Below are 18104 nucleotides of genomic sequence, written 5' to 3'. Positions count from 1 at the left end.
CGTCGTGCTGCTGCGCGTCAAGGCCGAGATCATCGGCCGCAAGGTGCAGACGCTGCGCTTCTCCGAGGCGCGCGGCTGACGGCTTGCTTTCGATCAAAGCGTACGGCCAAGTTATGCCATACGCAGTGGAGATGATTTGGGGCACCGAACAAACGGGAGCAGCTGAGCGCCATGACAGATTTCTTCGCGATGGGCGGCTACGCCGCGTATGTCTGGCCCGCCTACGCCGTGGCGGCGCTGATGATGCTCACCGTGCTCGCATCGACGCTGCGCGGCCTGCGGGCACGCGAAGCGACGCTGAAGGCGCTGGAGGGCAGCCGCCCGGCGCGCCGGCGCGAGCGCCGTACGGCCGTCCTGGCCGAACCGAACGCCGTCTGACCCCACCACCACACCGTCGAGCCGGAACCGAGGTGCGGCGTCCGCCGCGCCCCGGTGCCGCTTTTGCCGTTTCGGAAAGGAAGGTTCCATGAAGGACGCGACCGTCGCGCCGCTCGAATGGACCGAGGCGCACGCCGTCGGCGATCCGGAGATCGACGAGCAGCACCAGCAGCTCTTCGAGCTGTACAACCGTGCGCTCCACGCCCTGCGGACGAACCCGGGGCAGCTGACGCCGGGGGCGGTGCTGCAGGCGTTGATCGATTACACCGACTACCACTTCGCCACCGAAGAGGCGGTGATGGCCAGCACCGGCTATCCTGGCCGCGCCGAGCATGTGCGCGAGCATAAGGCGCTGCTGACGGTGGTGTCGGACCTGGTGGCGCGGGTGGAGGCGGATCCGCGGATGCTGTCCGACGTGGTCGGTCTGCTGCGCGTGTGGATCCAGGGGCACGTGCTGTGCTCGGACCGGGAACTGGGGGCCTTCCTGAGGGGAAGGTAAATTCCCCTCTCCCGTCCCGGGAGAGGGAGGGGCCCGCTCGGAACGAGCGGGAGGGTGAGGGTAAATCCTAGGATCCTTGAGCTCACCCTCACCCGGCCGCCTGCGGCGGCCACCCTCTCCCGGGGCGGGAGAGGGATTTAGCCTCTCACCGTCCGCAGGAAGCGTTCCACCTCGGTGCGCAGCAGGCCGGACTGTTCGGTCACGCCGTGCGAGGCGGACAGCACGTTCTCCGCCGCGCTCTCGGCATCGCTCGCCACCGTGCTGACCTTGGCGATGTTGGCCGAGACCTCGACGGTGCTCGCCACCGCCACCTGCGTGCTGCGGGCGATCTCCAGCGTCGCGGTGTGCTGCTGCACCACCGCCGCCGCGATGTCCGCCGCCACCTCGTCGATGCGGCCGATGATCGCGCCGATGTCGGTCATCGCCGCCGTCGCGTCGCCGGTCGCCGCCTGGACCGAGGCGATCAGGTGGCGGATCTCGTCCGCCGCCTTGGCCGTCTGGTTGGCCAGCGCCTTCACTTCGCTCGCCACCACGGCGAAGCCCTTGCCGGCCTCGCCGGCCGAGGCCGCCTCGATGGTGGCGTTGAGCGCCAGGATGTTGGTCTGGCCGGCGATGCGGTGGATCAGGCTGACCGCCTCGCCGATCTTCTGCGCCGCGCTGTTGAGCGACTGCACGTTCGCCTGGCTGGAGTTGGCGCGATCCACCGCGGCGCGGGCGATGCTGGTGGACTGCGAGACCTTGGCGTTGATCTGCTCGATGGAGGCGGCGAGGCTCTCGGCGGCGCAGGCGGCGGTCTGCACGCTGCGCGTCGCCTCCTCGGCGGCACCCGCCACCACGCCGGACAGCTGGCTGGTCTGGTCGGCGGTCTGCGCCATGGACTGCGCGGTGTACTCCAGCTCGGTCGAGGAGTTGGCGACCGTCTCGACCACCTGGTTCACGCTGGCCTCGAAGCGGTCGGCGAGCTGCTGCATCATCTGCCGCTTCTCGACCTCGGCACGGGCGTCGTGTTCCTTCTGCTCCTGCTCCAGGCGGCGCATGGCGATGGTGTTGTCCTTGAACACCTCGACCGCGCGGGCCATGCCGCCGATCTCGTCGCCGCGCGCGGTGCCGGGGACATCGGCCTCCAGGTCGCCGTGCGTCAGGCGGTCCATGGCGCCGGTCAGGCGCTGGATCGGGCGGCTCATCAGCGTGCCGACGCCCAGCCCGGCCAGCAGCGTCAGCACCGCCGCGCCCAGGCCCATCAGCAGCAGCTGCAGTTCGAGCTGGTTGATGGTGGCGAACAGCTCGCTCTCCGGCAGCAGCACCAGCGACGACCAGTGCAGCCCGGGGAAGTCGTTGGCGCCGTCGGAGTGCGCGTAGCCCAGCGCCTGCGCGCTGCCCTTCATGGGGTGCGGCGACTGGGTGGCGCCGCTCTCGCCCTTGAGGACCCTGGCGACCGGCTCGGCGCCGGATTCCTGCCACGGCGCCTTACCGAGCGCCGCCGGGTCGCGGCGGGTGGCGCCCTTGGCGCGGGCCTCCGGGTCGAAGGCGGCCAGCGTGCGGCCCTTCTGGTCGAGCAGCACGATCTCCGTCCCCGGCATGCCGCCGGCGGAGAGGTGCTGGTAGGCGGTGGCGACGATGTCGTCCACCACGCCGAAGTCGGCGAAGTTGACCCACACGGCGATCGGCTTGCCGTCCTTGTCGCGCACCGGGGCGGCGAAGGCCAGGCTGTAGCCGTCGGAACCATGCAGTTTGGCAACCTCCGGCACGAAGGCCGGCGGCTCCACCACCGTGCCGGTCAGGCCGTTGCGGCCCTGCAGGAATTCGCCGGCCACCGCCTTCTTCAGCCAGGCGGCGTCCTTGAACTGGTGGTCGTAGAGCCAAAGCGTGTCGAGCGGCTTGCCGGCGCCGTCGATGTTCGGCACCGCCAGCACCTTGCCCTGCGGATCGACCAGCGCCATCAGCGTGTAGACGCCGTAGACGCGCATGTAGGCGTTCATGGCGTCGGTCAGCGGGTTCGGGTAGTCGGGCGTGTTGTAGTACGCCTTGACCTGGGTGGCGCGGTTGAGCGCGAAGGCCTGCACGTCGGCGTAGCGCTGCAGCAGGTTGCGGTCGATGGTCTCGGTGATCTGCACGGCGGCGTCGCCGGCGCGCTGGAGGCCCATGGCGCGGAACTGCCCCTCGCTGCCGACGACGCTGATGAAGCCGCCGACCGCCGGCATCGCCGCGAACACCAGCAGCCAGCCGGTCATCTTGACGCGGATGCCGCCCAGCAGCTTGCGCAGAACTCCGGTGCGCATGGCCGTACCCTCCAATTCGATCAGTCGGGGGCATGTCTGCAAAATCCGGTGCAGTTTTCGGGACGCCGGGAAAAATTCCGGAGGTGTGGGAATACGCGGGCATGCGGGTGCGGGTGCGTGCGGGGAGGCCCCTCCCATTCCCGGGAATGGCGGCCGGCACTTCCCGCCATCGGGAAGCGGCGGGCCGCTGCGGCGCGGATCGGCGGGGTTGCGGCTCTGGCCCATCGCTTGCACAGTTGGGAGCACCACCGCAATTCCGCCCATCGCGAGAGCCACACTATGAAGACCTTCGCTTCCGCCCTGCTGCTGACCGGCCTGTTCGCCGGCGCCGCCACCCCCGCGCTGGCCCTGGACAGCTACAAGCTCGACCCGGCGCACGTCAGCGTCGTGTTCAAGGTCAACCACCTCGGCTACTCGAACCTGTGGGGCCGCTTCAACGCGGTGTCGGGCGCCTTCGCGCTCGATCCGGCGGATCCGGCCGCCAGCAAGGTCGAGGTCGTCATCAAGACCGAGAGCGTCGACACCAACCACCAGAAGCGCGACGACCACCTGCGCTCGCCCGACTACCTGAACTCGGTCGAATTCCCGGAGATGAAGTTCGTCAGCACCAAGGTCGAGAAGACCGGCGACAAGGCCGCCAAGGTGCACGGCAACCTCACCATGCTGGGCGTCACCAAGGCGGTGGTGCTGGACGCGGTGCTGAACAACGCCGGCGCCCATCCCTTCCGCAAGGAGGTGCAGATGGCCGGCCTGTCGGCGACCACCAGGATCAAGCGTTCGGATTTCGGCCTGAGCTACTCGGTTCCGGCCATCGGCGACGACCTCGAGCTGTTCCTCGAGATCGAAGGCGTCAAGCAGTAAGTCCCCGTTACCGGTTCGTTGTTCTCCTCCCAAGCAAGCCGACTTCGCGGGCCCATGGCGACATGGGCCCATTTTCTTGTCCGGCCTCAGTCGCGCGTGCGGTAGAGCAGGTAGCCGCGCGCCAGATCCGGCGGCAGCCCCAGCGGCTCCAGCCACGGCGGCGGGGCGCTGCGGTGCAGGCGGGTCAGCAGCGCGCCGGGGTTCCGGGCGAAGAAGCCGCGCAGGTAGGGCGCCTCGCGCCGGCACAGCAGGATCAGGCCGATGCCGCGCCGCCGTGCCGTCGCCTCGGCGGCGCGCGGGTCGGGCTGCGTCATGATCGCCTGCAGGTCGAGGATGCTGGAGGCCGCGCGGTGGTAGGGGCCGGCCAGCGTCGGGCGGCCGGTCTTGTAGGCGACCTCCGGTCCCTGGAACAGCGCGGTGAGGACGGTCCCCCGCGCCGGCAGCGTGCGCAGCGGCGGCGCGATGTCGGAGTATTCGCACAGCGGGCGGTTGCCGTAGCCGGCGTTGGGGAACCAGGTCGGCGCGATGATCCCCGCCGCCACCGCCGGGCCGGAGGCGAACAGCAGAGCCGCCGGCGCCCAGGCCCAGGCGCGCCGCCGGGCCGCCGCGACGGCGAGCAGCGCCCAGGGCACCGCCGCGAAGGCCTGGAGAAACAGCGTCACCCGGGCGGCGTGCAGGGTCAGCAGGAGGGCGACGAGCAGGTAGGGGATCATCATGGTGGCGGGCGCCATCCCGCGCGAGCGCATCGCGAGCGCCGCGCACCCGGCCAGCGCCAGCACCGAGGCCCAGACGTCGAAGAAGAACGAGTAGGCGGTCTGCGGACTGTCCGGCAACAATGACGCCTCGCCCTCGACCAGCGCCAGGATGGCCTGTCGGGCGACCGGGTCGACAGCGGCGTAGCCGCCCTGGAGCAGTATCGGGAACGCCGCGACCAGCAGCGCGCTGCCCACCGCCAGCAGGCCGGCGGCTGGCCGGAAGCCCGCCCACCACTGCGACAGCCACCCCACCGCCAGCGGCATGGCGACCACCGCCATCTGCAGGGCCGAGAGCCGGTCGGGCTCGACCGCCAGCCAGTCGGAGGGCGGGCGCTCCACCGCCATGCCCACGGCCATCACCGCCAGCACCGCCCCGGCGAAGGGAACCAGCCGCGCGCCGCCGCGGTCGGCGATGACCAGCGCGCACACCGCCGGCAGGAAGACGATCAGCCCCTCCGGCGTCGCCCACACCGCCAGCCCGCAGGCCGCCCCGGCGAGCAGCGTCTCGCGCCGGCGCACCGCCGCGACCAGTGTGGCGCGCAGCAGCCCCGCCTGCACGGCGACGGCGAGGAAGGCCTCCAGCGCGTGGTGGTCGGCGCGGCCGACGCCGGAGTTGATGGTGACGTTGCGCGCCAGCACCAGCGCCAGCATGCCGAAGCCGACGCCCCACCACGGCACCAGCCCGCGCAGGCCGCGCGCCAGCGCCAGCAGGGCGAACACCTCCATCACCGGGGCGAAGAACAGCCCGGCCTGGAACAGCGCCCGCTCGAAGCCGAGCAACGGCGCCAGCAGCGCGCCGGCGGCGAGCAGCAGGTAATCGACGACGTGGCCCCAGTGCACGTCCAGCCCTTCGGGCGGCGCCATGGCGGGCAGGCGGGTGTCGTGCGGCGAGGCGCCCTCCCACAGCGCCTGGACGCGCAGCAGGCGGGTGTAGCTGTCGGCGTCGGTCTGGTGGGCGAAGACGCCGTTGGACAGCGCCGGCAGCACGTCGGTCAGCACCAGCACGGCGTTCGCCGCCGCCACCAGCAGCACCGCGGCGAGCAGCCAGGGCAGCCGCTCACGCACGTTTGGCGAGCCCCGGCAGCGCCGCGGCGACCGTGGCCAGCACGGCGGGCCAGTCGCCGGGGTGCCTCTGGCGGAACAGGCGGGCCGAGGGGTACCATGGGGTGTCGGCGCGCTCCAGCCCCCAGCGCCAGTCCGGCGCCGTCGGCAGCAGCACCCACACCGGCACGCCGAGCGCCCCGGCGAGGTGGGCCGGCGCGGTGTCGACCGAGATCACGAGGTCGAGCCCGGCCATCGCCGCCGCGGTGTCCGCGAAGTCGGTGACGGTCGCGCCGAGGTCGGGGACGCCGGGCAGGTCCTTCGCCGCGGGGCCGACCTGCAGGGAGACGAAATCGATGTCCGGCGCGCCGCGCACGAGGCCGGCGAAGAGGCCGGCGGGGATCGAGCGGTTGGCGTCGTTGCGGTGGCCGGCCGCACCCGCCCACACCAGACCGACCCGGCACCGCTCGCCGCGTGCGGCGGTCGGCGCGGTCAGGTAGGCGGGCGTCGCGGCGTCCTCGGGCGCGAGGCGCAGCAAGTGCGGCAGGCTCATCAGCGCGGCGTGATAGTCGGTGCGCGGCGGAGTATCGGTGCGGGACACCACCTGCCGCACGCCCGGCAGGCCCCGGAGCAGGCGGACCAGCGGCGGCTGGACGTGCAGCACCACCTCCATGCCGAGCGCGGCGACGCGGCCGGCGAAGCGGGCGAACTGGATGGTGTCGCCCAGGCCCTGCTCGCCGAACAGCAGGATGCTGCGGCCGGGCTTCGGCTTGCCGTTCCAGGGCTGGGAGGCGCGATAGACGGGCAGGGGCTCGCCGCCGCTGCGCTTCCAGCGCCATTCGTACGCGGCGAAGCCGCCCGCCCAGTCGCCGGTCAGCAGCTTCAGCAGCGCGAGGTTCCAGTGCGCGTCGGCGTGGGTTGGGTTCTGCGCCACGGCGTCCTGGTAGGCCGCCATCGCGTCGGCGAATGAACCCAGATCCTCGTGCAGCGTGCCGATGTTGTAGTGCACCGTCGCCATCGCCGGGCACAGGTCGCGCGCCTTGCCGTAGGCGGCCAGCGCGTCGGCGGTGCGGCCCTGGTCCTGGCGCAGGCTGCCCAGGTTGTTCCAGGCGGCGACGTTGTCGGGATCCAGGTCGGCGGCCTTCAGGAAGCTGGCCTCCGCCTCGGCCAGCCGGCCGCGGGTCTGATGCAGGTTGCCCAGCTCGATGTGCGGGCCGGGGTCGCCGGGCAGGAGCCGTGCCGCCCCGGTCAGCGCGGCGGCGGCCTCGTCGTCGCGGCCGAGCGCCGCCAGGCTGGTGCCGCGGCGGGTCAGCGCCTCGCCGTCGTCCATGCCATCCAGGGCGGCGAGGGCGTCGGCGGGGCGGCCCTGCGCGGCCAGGGCGTCGGCCAGCTTGAGGCGCGGCTTGGCGGCGTCGGGGCGCAGGCCCAGCGCCCGGCGGAGCGACGCCTCGGCGTCGGCCGGGCGCCCCTGGGCGAGCAGGACGAGGCCCATGGTGACGTGTGCCTCGTAATGGTCCTTCTTCAGCGCGATGGACTGGCGCAGCGCCGCCGCCGCCTGATCCGGCTGGCCGAGGTCGTACAGCACCGCGCCGAGGTTGGCGTGCACCTCCGCCCATTTCGGGTTGAAGCGCAGGGCGTGGCGGATGAAGTCCACCGCGAGGTCGCCGTTGCCGCGCTTGTGCTCGACCAGACCCATCAGGTGCAGGGCGTCGGGGTGTTTGGGCTGGAGGCGCAGGACCAGCGCGTAGCCCTCCGCCGCCGCGTCGAGGCGGCCGGCCTGGTGGTGGGCGATGGCGGCGTGCAGGGTGTCGGCGACGGTCACGGGTGGCCTCCGCAGCGGATGCGGGTCAATTCAACAGGATTTCGGCGGGCGTCTGCCGCAACAAATGACGGCGGAAGGCGACCTGGAAGTCGGTGCCGACGCGGCTCCAGGCGTTGGCGTCGTCGGTCAGCGGCGCCAGCCCGGCCAGCGTGGCGTCGTCGGCGGCGATGACGCGGCCGTCGCGCAGCGCCCGCACGAACACCGGCCGCAAATCGTCCGGCACGTCGTCGGTGCCCACCGCGCGGCGGTCGAGGGGCGCGGTGCGGCTGGCCAGCAGGTAGCCGTTGCTCAGCTCCGCCTCGGTGTCCTCGGGCAGGAACAGCACGCGGCCGAACACGCGGGTCATGGTGGCGATCAGCAGCCGCTGCGACAGCGGGTTGCCGGTGGCGAAGAAGGTGTTGGCGGCGAGCGCGCCGCCCGGCGTCAGGCAGTTCGCGAGGTCGGTCATGAACTCCAGCGTCACCAGATGCTCGGGCATGCCGTCGCCGTTGAAGAGATCGACCAGCACGACGTCGTAGGGCTCGGCGCAGCGGCGCACGAAGGTGCGGGCGTCCTCGGTGTGCACGCCCACCGCCCCGGCGCGGAAGCCGAAGAAGCGGCCGGCCAGTTCGACCACCTTGGGGTCGATCTCCACCACGTCCACCGCGACGCCGCGGGCCGCCAGCGCCATCGGCACGAACCCGGCGCCGAGGCCGAGCACCAGCGCCCGCTTCGGCGCCGGCACGGCGCTCAGCGCCAGCTTCTCCAGCGCGTAGGCGAACAGGGCGTCGGAGCGGCCGTCGGCGGCCATGGCGTTCTGCACCAGCCCGTCGCGCAGCAGGGCGCGCACCGGCGCCGCGTTCCCCTGGTCGACGATGCTCACCACCTTGAGCCCACCAAAGGCGGAGGGCGCCTCGGCCAGCACCGTCCAGCTGTTGCCGTCGCCGTCGCGGGCGGTGCGGACGCCGCCGGCCCGCCCCTCGGCCAGCAGCCCGGCGGAGGCCAGTCCGACGCCGCTCAGCGCGGCGAGCGCCAGCCAGTGCCGACGCGCCAGCGGCCCGTCGCCGCGGCGGCGCAGCAGCCCGGTCAGCGACAGCGCCGCGGCCAGCAGCAGCACCGCGTCGCGGTTGCCGACGGTGGGGATGATGAGGAAGGCGCAGACCAGCACGCCGGCCAGCGAGCCGATGGTGCTGACGAAGAACACCCAGCCGGAGCCGCCGTCGTCGCCTGCCGCCGCGTCGCGGCTCAGCGCCACCAGCAGCGGGTTGAGCGCGGAGAGCAGCAGCAGCGGTCCCGACAGCAGGATCAGGCAGGCGATGAAGCTGCCGCCCAGCAGGTGCCACAGCGCCAGCGGCCGGAAGACCGCCGGGTAGATCCAGCAGGCGGCGACCAGCCACAGCGCCGACAGCCCCGGCGCCAGCTGGAACGCGAGGTCGAGCCTCGGCCGCGCCCACACGCGGGTCAGCCGGCCGCCGGCCGCGTAGCCCAGCGCCAGGAACAGCAGGGTGATCGACAGGATGCTGGTCCAGATGAAGAGACTGACGCCGAAGTACGGCGTCATGATGCGCGACGCGATCAGCTGGAGCGCCAGGATCGTCCCGCCGGTCAGGAAGATGATGAGCGGCCGCATGCCCCAGTCACCCGGCCGTCGGCGCTGCTGCGATGGTGTCGTCCATGGGGGCCTCCGCGCGGTCGTGTGCGCGCGGAGACATGCAAGCGGTGCGCCGGCCGGGTGGAACAGTTTGGAACACCGTGGAACAGTGTGCGGAGGCTGTTCAGTTCGCTCCCTCCGGTCTGTGCACAGGCGCCGGCCTTTTGTGACTATGATCCTATACGATCATGGCGCGTCTGACAAGCGGGCGCGACAGGGCAGTCGCTTGAAAGCTCCTCCTTTGATGGCCGGTGAGAGCCCTTGTCCGTTTTGATATGCCATCGTTAACCAGCAACAACTTTCCGTCATCCCCGCGAAGGCGGGGATCCATACGTTTCATGGCCTCTCGCTTTGGGAATTATGGATCCCCGCCTTCGCGGGGATGACGATGAGAAGCGGGGATGACGATGAGAAGAAGTGTGCGCCGACCCGGTACAGCCTCAATCCACCGCCCCTGCGCTGTCCGGCCGTTCCGCGATCTGGATCGCGGGGAGGCCGCGGGACAGCGCGGCGACGTAGGTCTGCGTGCTGCGCGGCAGCTTCTGGCGGCCGGCCAGCACCGCCTCGTAGCATTTCGGCCCGCAGTTGTAGGCGGCGAGATAGCCGGGGGAGCCGAAGCGGTCGTAGAGGGCGCGCAGGTACGCGGTGCCGGCCAGGATGTTGTCGCGCGGGTCGGCCGGGTTGCGGCCCAGGCCGTGCCGGCCGCTCATGCCGCGGTAGGTGTCGCGGGTCACCTGCATCAGCCCGACGGCGCTGCCGTTGCGGGCCTCGGCGCGGCCGCCGCTCTCGCGGCGGATCACCGCCTGGATCACCGGCTCGGGAATGCCGAAGCGCAGGCTGGCCTCGCGGACCAGCGGCGACCACGGGTCGGTCGAGGGCTTGGGCGCCGGGACCGCGATCACCGCGGGCACGGGCCGCAGCGGCGCGTCGAGGCGGGAGGCGGGGAGGGTCTGCGCGCAGGCCGTCAGGGCCGCGCCGCACGCCAGGGTCAGCGCGATGCGCCGGAGCCGCACTGGCGAGGAAAAGATCGCGTACATCGCATCACCGGAGTGAACGTGCTTGCGTGAAGCACAAATGCCACTCCTGCCTTTGCAAGGCAGAGGCCAGAACGGCGCCGCTGAGGACGGCGCCGTTTCTGGTTCAGGAATGCGGATTTTCTTGAGTTTTGGGGCGGTTATTCCCGGAAGCGGGAACGTGGCCGCAGACGATTACTTTGGTTTGTTGCCGCAGCAATCGGGCGATACAACGACTGTGCGGGTCTCGCCGTTCAGGCCGGGGAACTCGACGAACAGCGCGGCGATCAGCGGCGGCACCACCTCGGGCAGGTTGCGGTTGACGCCCTCGCTGTAGGCGCGGGCCTCGAACAGCTTGACCGGCTGCGCGGCCTTCTTGCGGGTGTCGGTGACGCTCAGCTCGACCCAGCGGGTGAAGACGGTGAAGCTCTGGATGTCGTTGGTGACCGGCGGGACGTAGCAGTCGAACGGCGGCATCACGCGCGCGCAGTTCTGCCGCTGCCAGTAGGTGTCGCGTCCGAACAGCGGCGTGCTGACCAGCTCCGAGCGGCCGTTGTCGACCCCGTAGCGGAACTCGACCAGCAGGTCGGCCGGCTTGCCGGGGGTGACCGGCTTGTAGCCGGCGGACACCATCTGGCTGGCCACGGTGCCGGCGTAGGTGTCGAACTCGACGCCGCCCTTCTGGTCCTGCTGCGGCTGGATGGCGAAGGTCTCGCCGGCCGGCGGCAGGTCGCGGTGGAAGCGGGTGATGGTGGCCGAGAAGTTCTGCGTCCCGCACCCGGTGACGGTGAGCGCGAACAGGAGCAGGAGGGCTTTCTTCATCATCGGGGGTCTCGCTGGAGCGGAAGCCTTATCGGCAGTGTGCCCGTTCGGCGGGGCGCGGGGAACGGCAGAATGCGGCGAAGTCGGCGGCGGGAAGCGGCTTGCTGAAGTAGTAGCCCTGGCCCTGGTCGCAGCCGTCGAACAGCAGCATGTCCAGGTGGCCGTAGGTCTCGATGCCCTCGGCGACGACGCGCAGGCCCAGGTGGTGCGCCATGGTGATGATGGCGCGCGGGATGGCGCTGCCGGTGGCCTGCCGGTCCAACTCGCGGATGAAGCTGCGGTCGATCTTCACCGTGGTCACCGGCAGCCGCTGCACGTAGCTGAGGCTGGAATAACCGGTGCCGAAATCGTCGATGGCGAGGTCGAGGCCCATGTCGCGCAGCGCCTGCATGGTGCGGATCGAGCGGCCGGTGTCGTCCAGCGCGATGCTCTCGGTCAGCTCCAGCTCCAGATGGCGGGGCGGCAGGCCGGTGCGCTCCAGCGCGCGCTGCACCTGCCTCTCGAACAGGTCGCTGCGGAACTGCCAGGCGGAGATGTTGACGGCCACCTGCACGTCGCCCATCCCCTGCTCGACCCAGGTGCGGGTCTGCGCGCAGGCGCTCTCCAGCACCCAGTTGCCGATGGGGACGATCAGGCCGCACGCCTCGGCCACCGCGATGAACTCGTCGGGCGGCACCAGGCCGCGCGTCGGGTGCTGCCAGCGCACCAGCGCCTCCATGCCGACGACGCGCAGGCTCTCCAGGTCGATCTTCGGCTGGTAGTGCAGGCGCAGCTCGTCGCGCTCCAGGGCGTGGTGCAGCTCGGTCTCGATGGTGAAGGCGCGGCGGGCGCGCTGCTCCTGCCCGCCGGTGGCGATGTGGACCGTGTTGCGGCCGGCCCGCTTGGCCGCGTGCAGGGCGCAGCCGGCGGCCTGCAGGATGGCGTCGGCGTCGGCTGGGGCGTCGGCGGTGCCGGGCTGGAGGGCGACGCCCATGCTGGCGGTCAGGTAGATCTCCTGCCCGTCCACGTCGGCCGGCCGGGCGAGGGAGTCGAGGATGGCCGCGGCGAGCGCCTGCAGCGCCTTGGCGTCGCCGGCGTCGGGCAGGAGCACGGCGAACTCGTCGCCGACCAGGCGGGCGACCGTTCCGTCCGCCGGAACGCATTCGCGGATCCGGTGCGCGGCGATGCGCAGGATCTCGTCGCCGACCGTCAACCCGAAGGTGTCGTTGAGCACCCGGAAGCGGTCGAGCCCGACGACCGCCACCGCCGGCACCTGTCCGGCCGCGCGGGCGCGGCGCACCGCGTCGCCCAGCGTCTCGATCAGCTGGCCGCGGTCGGGCAGACCGGTCAGCGCGTCGTGCGTCCAGCGGTGCCGCAGGCGGCCGGCCTGCCGGTCGGCCGGGGCGGTGTCGCCGTACACCGCGGCGTGGTGGGTGAAGCGCCCCTCGGCGTCGGTGATGGGGATCGGCTCCGGCGTCGCCTCGAACACCTTGCCGGCCAGCGCCTCCCGTTCGCGGGACAGGGCGAGCGCCGCGTTCTTCTCGCGCAGCAGGGCGGCCAGCTCCCCGGCGGCGCCGTGCTCGATGGCGGCGAGGAGGTCGGCGACCGAGAGCAGGCCGACCAGCGTGCCGGACTCGTCCAGCACGCCCAGCTGGCGGATGCGCTTCCCGGCTGGCAGCGACGTGGCGCCGTCCAGTCCGTGGATGAGCCGTTCGACCGTGATTTCCGGAGGCTGCACCGTGATTCTCCAAGCCGGGTCGGCGCGGGTCTCCGCTGCAACACCCGGGCCAACGATTTCGGCCAGGGGATTCCCATCGGGGATGCTTGAAACATCCCGAATCCGGGAGGGGGCTTCCCGCATTCAAGACGTTCGCGCGCTTTCACACCGCCCGAAAGGGGGAATTCCGGTCCTTCAGGCTCTGGCAGGCTCTGGCACGGGGCATGCACATCCGCACCGGCAGGACACCAAAGACCAGAACGGCTTGGAGGAGTGACTACAATGAAACGCCTATCGTTCGTTCGCGCAGCTACGCTGATGGCGGCGACGGCTGCGGTCGTAACGGGTCTGTTCGCGGCGTTTTCGGGCTCCGCCGACGCCGCCGGCCTGACGGGTATCCGCAACACGAAGCACAATCTGTCGAAGGACGGTCCGGGTATCAACAAGACCACGGACGTCGGCGAGATCTGCGTGTTCTGCCACACCCCGCACGGCTCGTCCTCGACGGCGGCGGCGCCCCTGTGGAACAAGAAGGTCGCCGACCCGGCGTCCTTCTCCGGCAAGATGTACAACTCGCAGACCTTCGACGCGGTCGACACGGTCGGCTTCATCAGCTCGTCGGTGTCGCTCGCCTGCCTGAGCTGCCATGACGGCTCGCAGGCCATGGACACGGTGCTGAACGCGCCGGGGTCGGGCGGCTACAACGCCAACGGCGCGACCTTCGCCGGCGGCTGGCAGGGCGCCAATCAGACCGCCGGCAAGATGACCGGCCTGGCCTGCCTGATGTGCGACGGCGACCTGAAGAACGACCACCCGGTCGGCATGGAATACGCCAAGTGGCAGGGCAACACCGGCGCCAACCTGGACGCCGACTTCAACCAGGCCAGCAAGATCGTCAAGGGCGGCAACAACATCTGGTACGTCGAGTCCGGTGCGGCCTCGCTCGACCCGGCGGCCCGCGACAAGCAGGACATGTTCCTCTACACCCGCAACGTCAACGGCACGGACAAGCCGTACGTCGAGTGCGCCAGCTGCCACGACCCGCACTCCGACAACGCGACCTTCCTGCGCATCCCGAACACGAACAGCCAAGTGTGCCTGACCTGCCATACCAAGTAGGCCGCGCCCTTCAGTACGTGTCCTGACATCCGGCCGGACGGCATCCCGCCGCCCGGCCGGAATCAGAAAGGAAATCCAATGAAGCACGGTCTGCTTCTGGCAACCTGGATCGCCTCCGCGGCGGTCCTGTTGCCGACTTCGGTCCCGGCCCAGGGCATTGAACGCTCGCCCGAGGCGGTCATCGCCAAGGTCAACGCCGAACCAATCACCCTGATGGAACTGGAAACCGTGCTGTCGCGTTCGGCGCGGGCGTCGTTCTATCACGGCCAGGTCAGCCCCGAGCGTCTGGCCGAACTGCGCCAGAAGGTGCTGGGCGAGATCATCACCGAGCGTCTGGTCCTGGCCGAGGCCCGCAAGCGCGGCATCGCGCCGGACGAAGCGGCCGTCGAGGCGCGCATCGCCGCCTTCGAGCAGCAGTACAAGGACAGCCCGCAGTGGCCGCAGATCCGCGAGCAGGCGCTGCCGCAGCTGCGCGCCAAGATGCGCGAGAACAGCCTGCGCGCCCGCCTGGAGGCGCAGGCCCGCGAGGTGCCGGCGCCGACCGAGGCGCAGCTCAAGGCCTTCTACGACAAGAACATCCCCTCCTTCACCGAGCCGCAGCGCACCCGCGTGTCGGCGATCCTGCTGAAGGTCGACCCGTCCGCGCCGCGCGCCACCTGGGACGCCGCCAAGCAGGAGGCCGAGCGCATCCGCGCCCGCCTGCTGAAGGGCGAGTCCTTCGCCGATCTGGCGGCCATGCACTCCGCCGACCCGTCGTCGAAGAACGGCGGCGACATGGGCTATCTGCACCGCGGCATGCTGGCCGGCGAGGTCGAGGAGTCGCTCGACAAGCTGCCGGTGGGCGAGCTGTCGGAGCCGATCCTGATGCTGCAGGGCTACGGCGTCTTCAAGATGACCGAGCGCAAGGCGCCGCAGGTCCGCAAGCTCGACGAGGTGCGCGAGCGCGCCGCCGAGCTGTACCGCCGCAACACCGGCGAGAAGCGCTGGACCGAGATGACCGAAAAGCTCCGCCGCGAGGCGAAGATCTGGATCGACGAGCCCTTCAAGCCGAAGCAGTCCGCCGCCCGGAACTGAGCGCGGTGGTCTCGCCTAGGGGGCATGAACCATGCGCCCTCTCCTGCACAGCGGCTGCATCGTCCTCGCCGCCATCCTTGCCCGCAGCGCCGCCGCCGAAGACCTGATTTCGGGCTTCGAATGGCCGGCGCTGAGCTGGAGCGGCGCGACGACCTACTCGCTCTCCTCGGCCCGCGCGGCGGGCGAGAGCAGCCGCACCATGCGGCAGGCGGTCACGCAGACCCTGGAGGGCGCCACCTACATCTATGCCCCCTGGCTGGCGGGGGTGACCGGCACGATGAACGTGACCAAGGCGGTGGGCAGCTCGCCGGGCGCCAGCGAAAGCTCGCTGATGCTGACCGGCAGCGCCGCGCTGAGCATCCTGCCGCGCAGCCTGTACCCGGTCGAGATCACCTACAACCGCACCAACAGCTCGCTGAGCTTCGGCACCAACAACCCGGCCGACGTCTCCGGCGACACGCTGTCGATCCAGTCGCGCATCCTGTCCTTCGACCGGACGACCATCGGCACCACCATCAACGTCTCGCGCATGCGCTCCGACGACGGCTTCCAGGAGAGCTACAAGGAAGCCGACGTCAACGTGAACCGCTCGTTCGACAAGGACGACCTGAACGTCCGGCTCACCTACCGCGACCGCGACTTCACCCGCCCGGACGGCGACAACGAGCTGGGCCGCTCGGCCAGCTTCTCGTGGCGCTACCGCTCGGTGCCGTTCATCGACGTCACCACCGAGAGCGTGACGACGATCCGCCACACCACCCTCGACAGCACCAGCTACAGCGAGCGCAGCCTGGTCTTCCAGGGCGTGTCGACCGCGCTGTGGCGGCCGAAGGAACTGCCGGAGCTGGGCGTCTCGCTGGCGACGCGCACCTACAGCGAGAACGGCGAGGCGGTCTACCGCGACACCAACCAGCGCCTACAGAACGTCTACCAGACCGCCTTCGTCGATCTGGCGGCGAGCTACCTGTTCGCCCCGCGCCTGATCGGCAACATCGGCGTCGATGGCGGCTACGACCAGCGCCGGCAGCAGACGCTGGCCGCGGTGGCCTCGGGCAACTCGGCCATCCGCTACGGCGGGCGCACCAACCTGACCTACTCGTCGCCGACCGAGCAGATCATGGGCGTCGATTGGAACTGGAGCACCTCGGCCGGCGTCACCTACCGCTACTCCAGCTTCGGCACCACCCACACCGAGACGGTCAACGCCAGCCACGGCGGCCGCTACGCGCTGGAACTGCCGTTCCTGGAGACGCCGCTGCAGCTCAGCGTCAACCAGTCGGTCGGCACCGGCTATTCCGACGCCGGCTACCTGTTCAGCCTCGGCCACGCGGTCTCGCTGGGCCGCACGGCGCGCGAGGGCAAGAACTGGGACTACGCGCAGATCTCCATCAACGACACGCGCGCCTTCGGCACCGCGGCCACCGACGGCCAGCTGTTGAACATCATGTTCACCCGGGGCTACGACCCCGACCGCTTCACCAGCCTGAGCGGCACCATCACCTACCAGATCGCCCGCTTCCGCTCGGCCACCGGCGAGGCGGTCGCCACCGACACCCTCGGCGGCAACATCAGCTTCCGCATGATGAACGTCTTCGGCATGGACCGGCTGAACTTCACCTCCGACCTGTCGCTGGAGCCGCCGTCGATGTTCCGTTCAGAGCGCTCCTACTTCTCCGCCTACCGGCGCGAGGAGGACGTCGGCTACGGCACGCAGCGCTGGACCAACCGCCTCGACTACACGATCGGCAAGCTGCGCACGAGCCTGATCGCCCGCATCATGAACACCCCCAAGGGACTCGGCGAGAGCCTCTTTTTCCAATTGGGGAGAGCGTACTGACCGCTTTTCCCGTTTTTGGCAAGCGGGCCCGGACGGCGGCGGCGGCGGCGGCGGAATCCAGGGTTTCCAAGGCATCCACAATTCGGCTCGGGTCTTGCAATGGGGTGCTCCGGGGCGCGAATGCCCGTTCGCCCAGGAGTTCGTTATGCTGAGAAGGTTCCTTGCCAAATGGCGTCTCGCCGCGGCGCTGCTGGTCGTGGCGGTCGCCGGCGTCCTGGCCACCGCCGAGATCAACGAGGCGAAAGCCGAGTACGGTGACGTCCTCATCAACAACTATTCGGACGCGGCCGGCATGCGGCCCGCCGTGTTCCCGCACTGGTTCCACCGCATCCGCTTCCGCTGCAAGGTGTGCCACGGCGACCTCGGCTTCCAGTTCAAGGCCGGCGGCAACGACATCACCATGCTGAAGATCTTCGACGGCCAGTTCTGCGGCGCCTGCCACAACGGGCAGATCGCCTGGTCGGTGGAGAACTGCACGCTCTGCCATTCCGGCAAGCCCAACACGCCGACGAAGGTGCACAACAGCACCATCGACCGCCTGGTGACGCCGCCCAGCAAGGCCGGCCAGACCCCCGCGGGAGGTGCCAAATGAGCCGCATGCATACCCTGGGCGCGCTCGGCGCCGCTCTGGTGCTGAGCCTGTCCCTCGCCGTTGCCCCGGCCGAGGCGCAGGACGGCGCCAACAAGTTCAACCGCCTGATGAAGTCGTCGGTCGAGAGCAACGCGCCGCCGACGAGCGACGGCCTCCACGACGCCACCAACGCCGGCACCGGCGCCCTGCAGCCGCCCAAGGAAGCCTTCGGCGAGCTGCCCAAGGGCAACTCCGGCAACAAGATCGACTGGGTGAAGGCGCTGCGCTCCGGCGCGGTGTTTCCGCGCGTCGACAAGGAAGGCACCAAGACGCCGAAGCAGACGATGGACCTCGACATCATCCGCGAGGTGAAGGGCTCGATGCCCGACGTCGTCTACCCGCACCTGGCGCACACCGAGTGGCTGGACTGCGCGCAGTGCCACCCGAAGATCTTCGTGCCCAAGAAGGGCGGCAACCCGATCAGCATGGCCGCCATCCTGATGGGCCAGTACTGCGGCGTCTGCCACGGCAAGGTGGCGTTCCCGGTTTCGGAATGCTCCAAGTGCCATTCCAAGCCGAAGTCGAACGCCAAGATGCCCACGTCGCACGCCTCGCGCGACAGCGCGGACGAGCCTGCCCCGGTGGTGACTCCCGCCGCCGCCGCGGCCGCCCCGCCGCCGGCCCCGGCCGTTGCCGCCGCCCCGGCC

15 protein-coding genes are annotated in these 18104 nt (G+C 70.6%); 8 read left to right on the top strand and 7 right to left on the bottom strand.

The window, feature by feature from the left end; genetic code table 11:
* Positions 1-171 precede the first annotated feature (171 nt).
* Positions 172-378: a heme exporter protein CcmD gene (ccmD, locus tag TSO221_RS32730; RefSeq protein WP_109122653.1), complete on the top strand. Its 207-nt coding sequence runs from the start codon at positions 172-174 to the stop codon at positions 376-378.
* An 88-nt stretch (positions 379-466) separates the two neighbouring features.
* A complete protein-coding gene (locus TSO221_RS32725; protein WP_109122652.1) occupies positions 467-877 on the top strand; it encodes a bacteriohemerythrin in 411 nt (136 codons plus the stop codon).
* A gap of 137 nt (positions 878-1014) precedes the next feature.
* Here TSO221_RS32725 and TSO221_RS32720 read toward each other — a convergent pair whose 3' ends face one another.
* On the bottom strand, positions 1015-3156 hold the full coding sequence (locus TSO221_RS32720) for a methyl-accepting chemotaxis protein (protein ID WP_158284288.1): 2142 nt from the start codon (positions 3154-3156) through the stop codon (positions 1015-1017).
* 279 nt (positions 3157-3435) lie between these two features.
* Here TSO221_RS32720 and TSO221_RS32715 point away from each other — a divergent pair, with 279 nt between their 5' ends.
* A complete protein-coding gene (locus TSO221_RS32715; protein WP_109122650.1) occupies positions 3436-4017 on the top strand; it encodes a YceI family protein in 582 nt (193 codons plus the stop codon).
* A gap of 86 nt (positions 4018-4103) precedes the next feature.
* On the opposite strand, the gene TSO221_RS32710 is transcribed toward TSO221_RS32715, so the two are convergent.
* The 6 genes from TSO221_RS32710 to TSO221_RS32685 form a co-directional block, all read right to left on the bottom strand.
* Entirely contained in the window at positions 4104-5837 is a 1734-nt protein-coding gene (locus TSO221_RS32710) for a hypothetical protein (RefSeq protein ID WP_109122649.1), read from the bottom strand.
* Positions 5830-7635 carry a tetratricopeptide repeat protein gene (locus tag TSO221_RS32705; RefSeq protein WP_109122648.1) on the bottom strand — a complete coding sequence of 602 codons (1806 nt, stop codon included), beginning with the start codon at positions 7633-7635 and terminating at the stop codon, positions 5830-5832. Before TSO221_RS32705 ends, TSO221_RS32710 begins: the two co-directional genes overlap by 8 nt.
* Positions 7636-7660: 25 nt before the next feature.
* Positions 7661-9244, bottom strand: coding sequence for a fused MFS/spermidine synthase (locus tag TSO221_RS32700; protein WP_109122647.1), 1584 nt, complete (start codon positions 9242-9244; stop codon positions 7661-7663).
* 461 nt (positions 9245-9705) lie between these two features.
* Entirely contained in the window at positions 9706-10302 is a 597-nt protein-coding gene (locus TSO221_RS32695; RefSeq protein ID WP_109122646.1) for a lytic transglycosylase domain-containing protein, read from the bottom strand.
* Between the two features lie 171 nt (positions 10303-10473).
* Complete coding sequence (locus TSO221_RS32690) at positions 10474-11103, bottom strand: DUF4136 domain-containing protein (RefSeq protein WP_109122645.1); 630 nt, start codon at positions 11101-11103, stop codon at positions 10474-10476.
* A 25-nt stretch (positions 11104-11128) separates the two neighbouring features.
* Positions 11129-12817: an EAL domain-containing protein gene (locus TSO221_RS32685; RefSeq protein WP_158284287.1), complete on the bottom strand. Its 1689-nt coding sequence runs from the start codon at positions 12815-12817 to the stop codon at positions 11129-11131.
* Between the two features lie 261 nt (positions 12818-13078).
* Between TSO221_RS32685 and TSO221_RS32680 the strand changes: the two genes are divergently transcribed.
* From TSO221_RS32680 to TSO221_RS32660, 5 genes are all read left to right on the top strand, one after another.
* Complete coding sequence (locus TSO221_RS32680) at positions 13079-13915, top strand: cytochrome c3 family protein (protein WP_109122643.1); 837 nt, start codon at positions 13079-13081, stop codon at positions 13913-13915.
* Positions 13916-13993: 78 nt separating this feature from the next.
* Complete coding sequence (locus TSO221_RS32675) at positions 13994-14989, top strand: peptidyl-prolyl cis-trans isomerase (protein WP_109122642.1); 996 nt, start codon at positions 13994-13996, stop codon at positions 14987-14989.
* Positions 14990-15020: 31 nt separating this feature from the next.
* Positions 15021-16826: a hypothetical protein gene (locus TSO221_RS32670; RefSeq protein ID WP_109122641.1), complete on the top strand. Its 1806-nt coding sequence runs from the start codon at positions 15021-15023 to the stop codon at positions 16824-16826.
* Between the two features lie 145 nt (positions 16827-16971).
* The gene (locus tag TSO221_RS32665; protein WP_109122640.1) at positions 16972-17418 is read left to right on the top strand and encodes a c(7)-type cytochrome triheme domain-containing protein; all 447 of its coding nucleotides are present in this window, start codon (positions 16972-16974) and stop codon (positions 17416-17418) included.
* On the top strand, positions 17415-18104 hold a 690-nt coding region (locus tag TSO221_RS32660), incomplete at its 3' end, for a c(7)-type cytochrome triheme domain-containing protein (protein WP_199229726.1). The genes TSO221_RS32665 and TSO221_RS32660, both read left to right, overlap by 4 nt.

The organism is Azospirillum sp. TSO22-1 (genome assembly GCF_003116015.1).
Taxonomy (GTDB): Bacteria; Pseudomonadota; Alphaproteobacteria; order Azospirillales; family Azospirillaceae; genus Azospirillum.
Note: the sequence above shows the minus strand (reverse complement) of the source record. Positions and strands in the feature narration are given on the sequence as shown.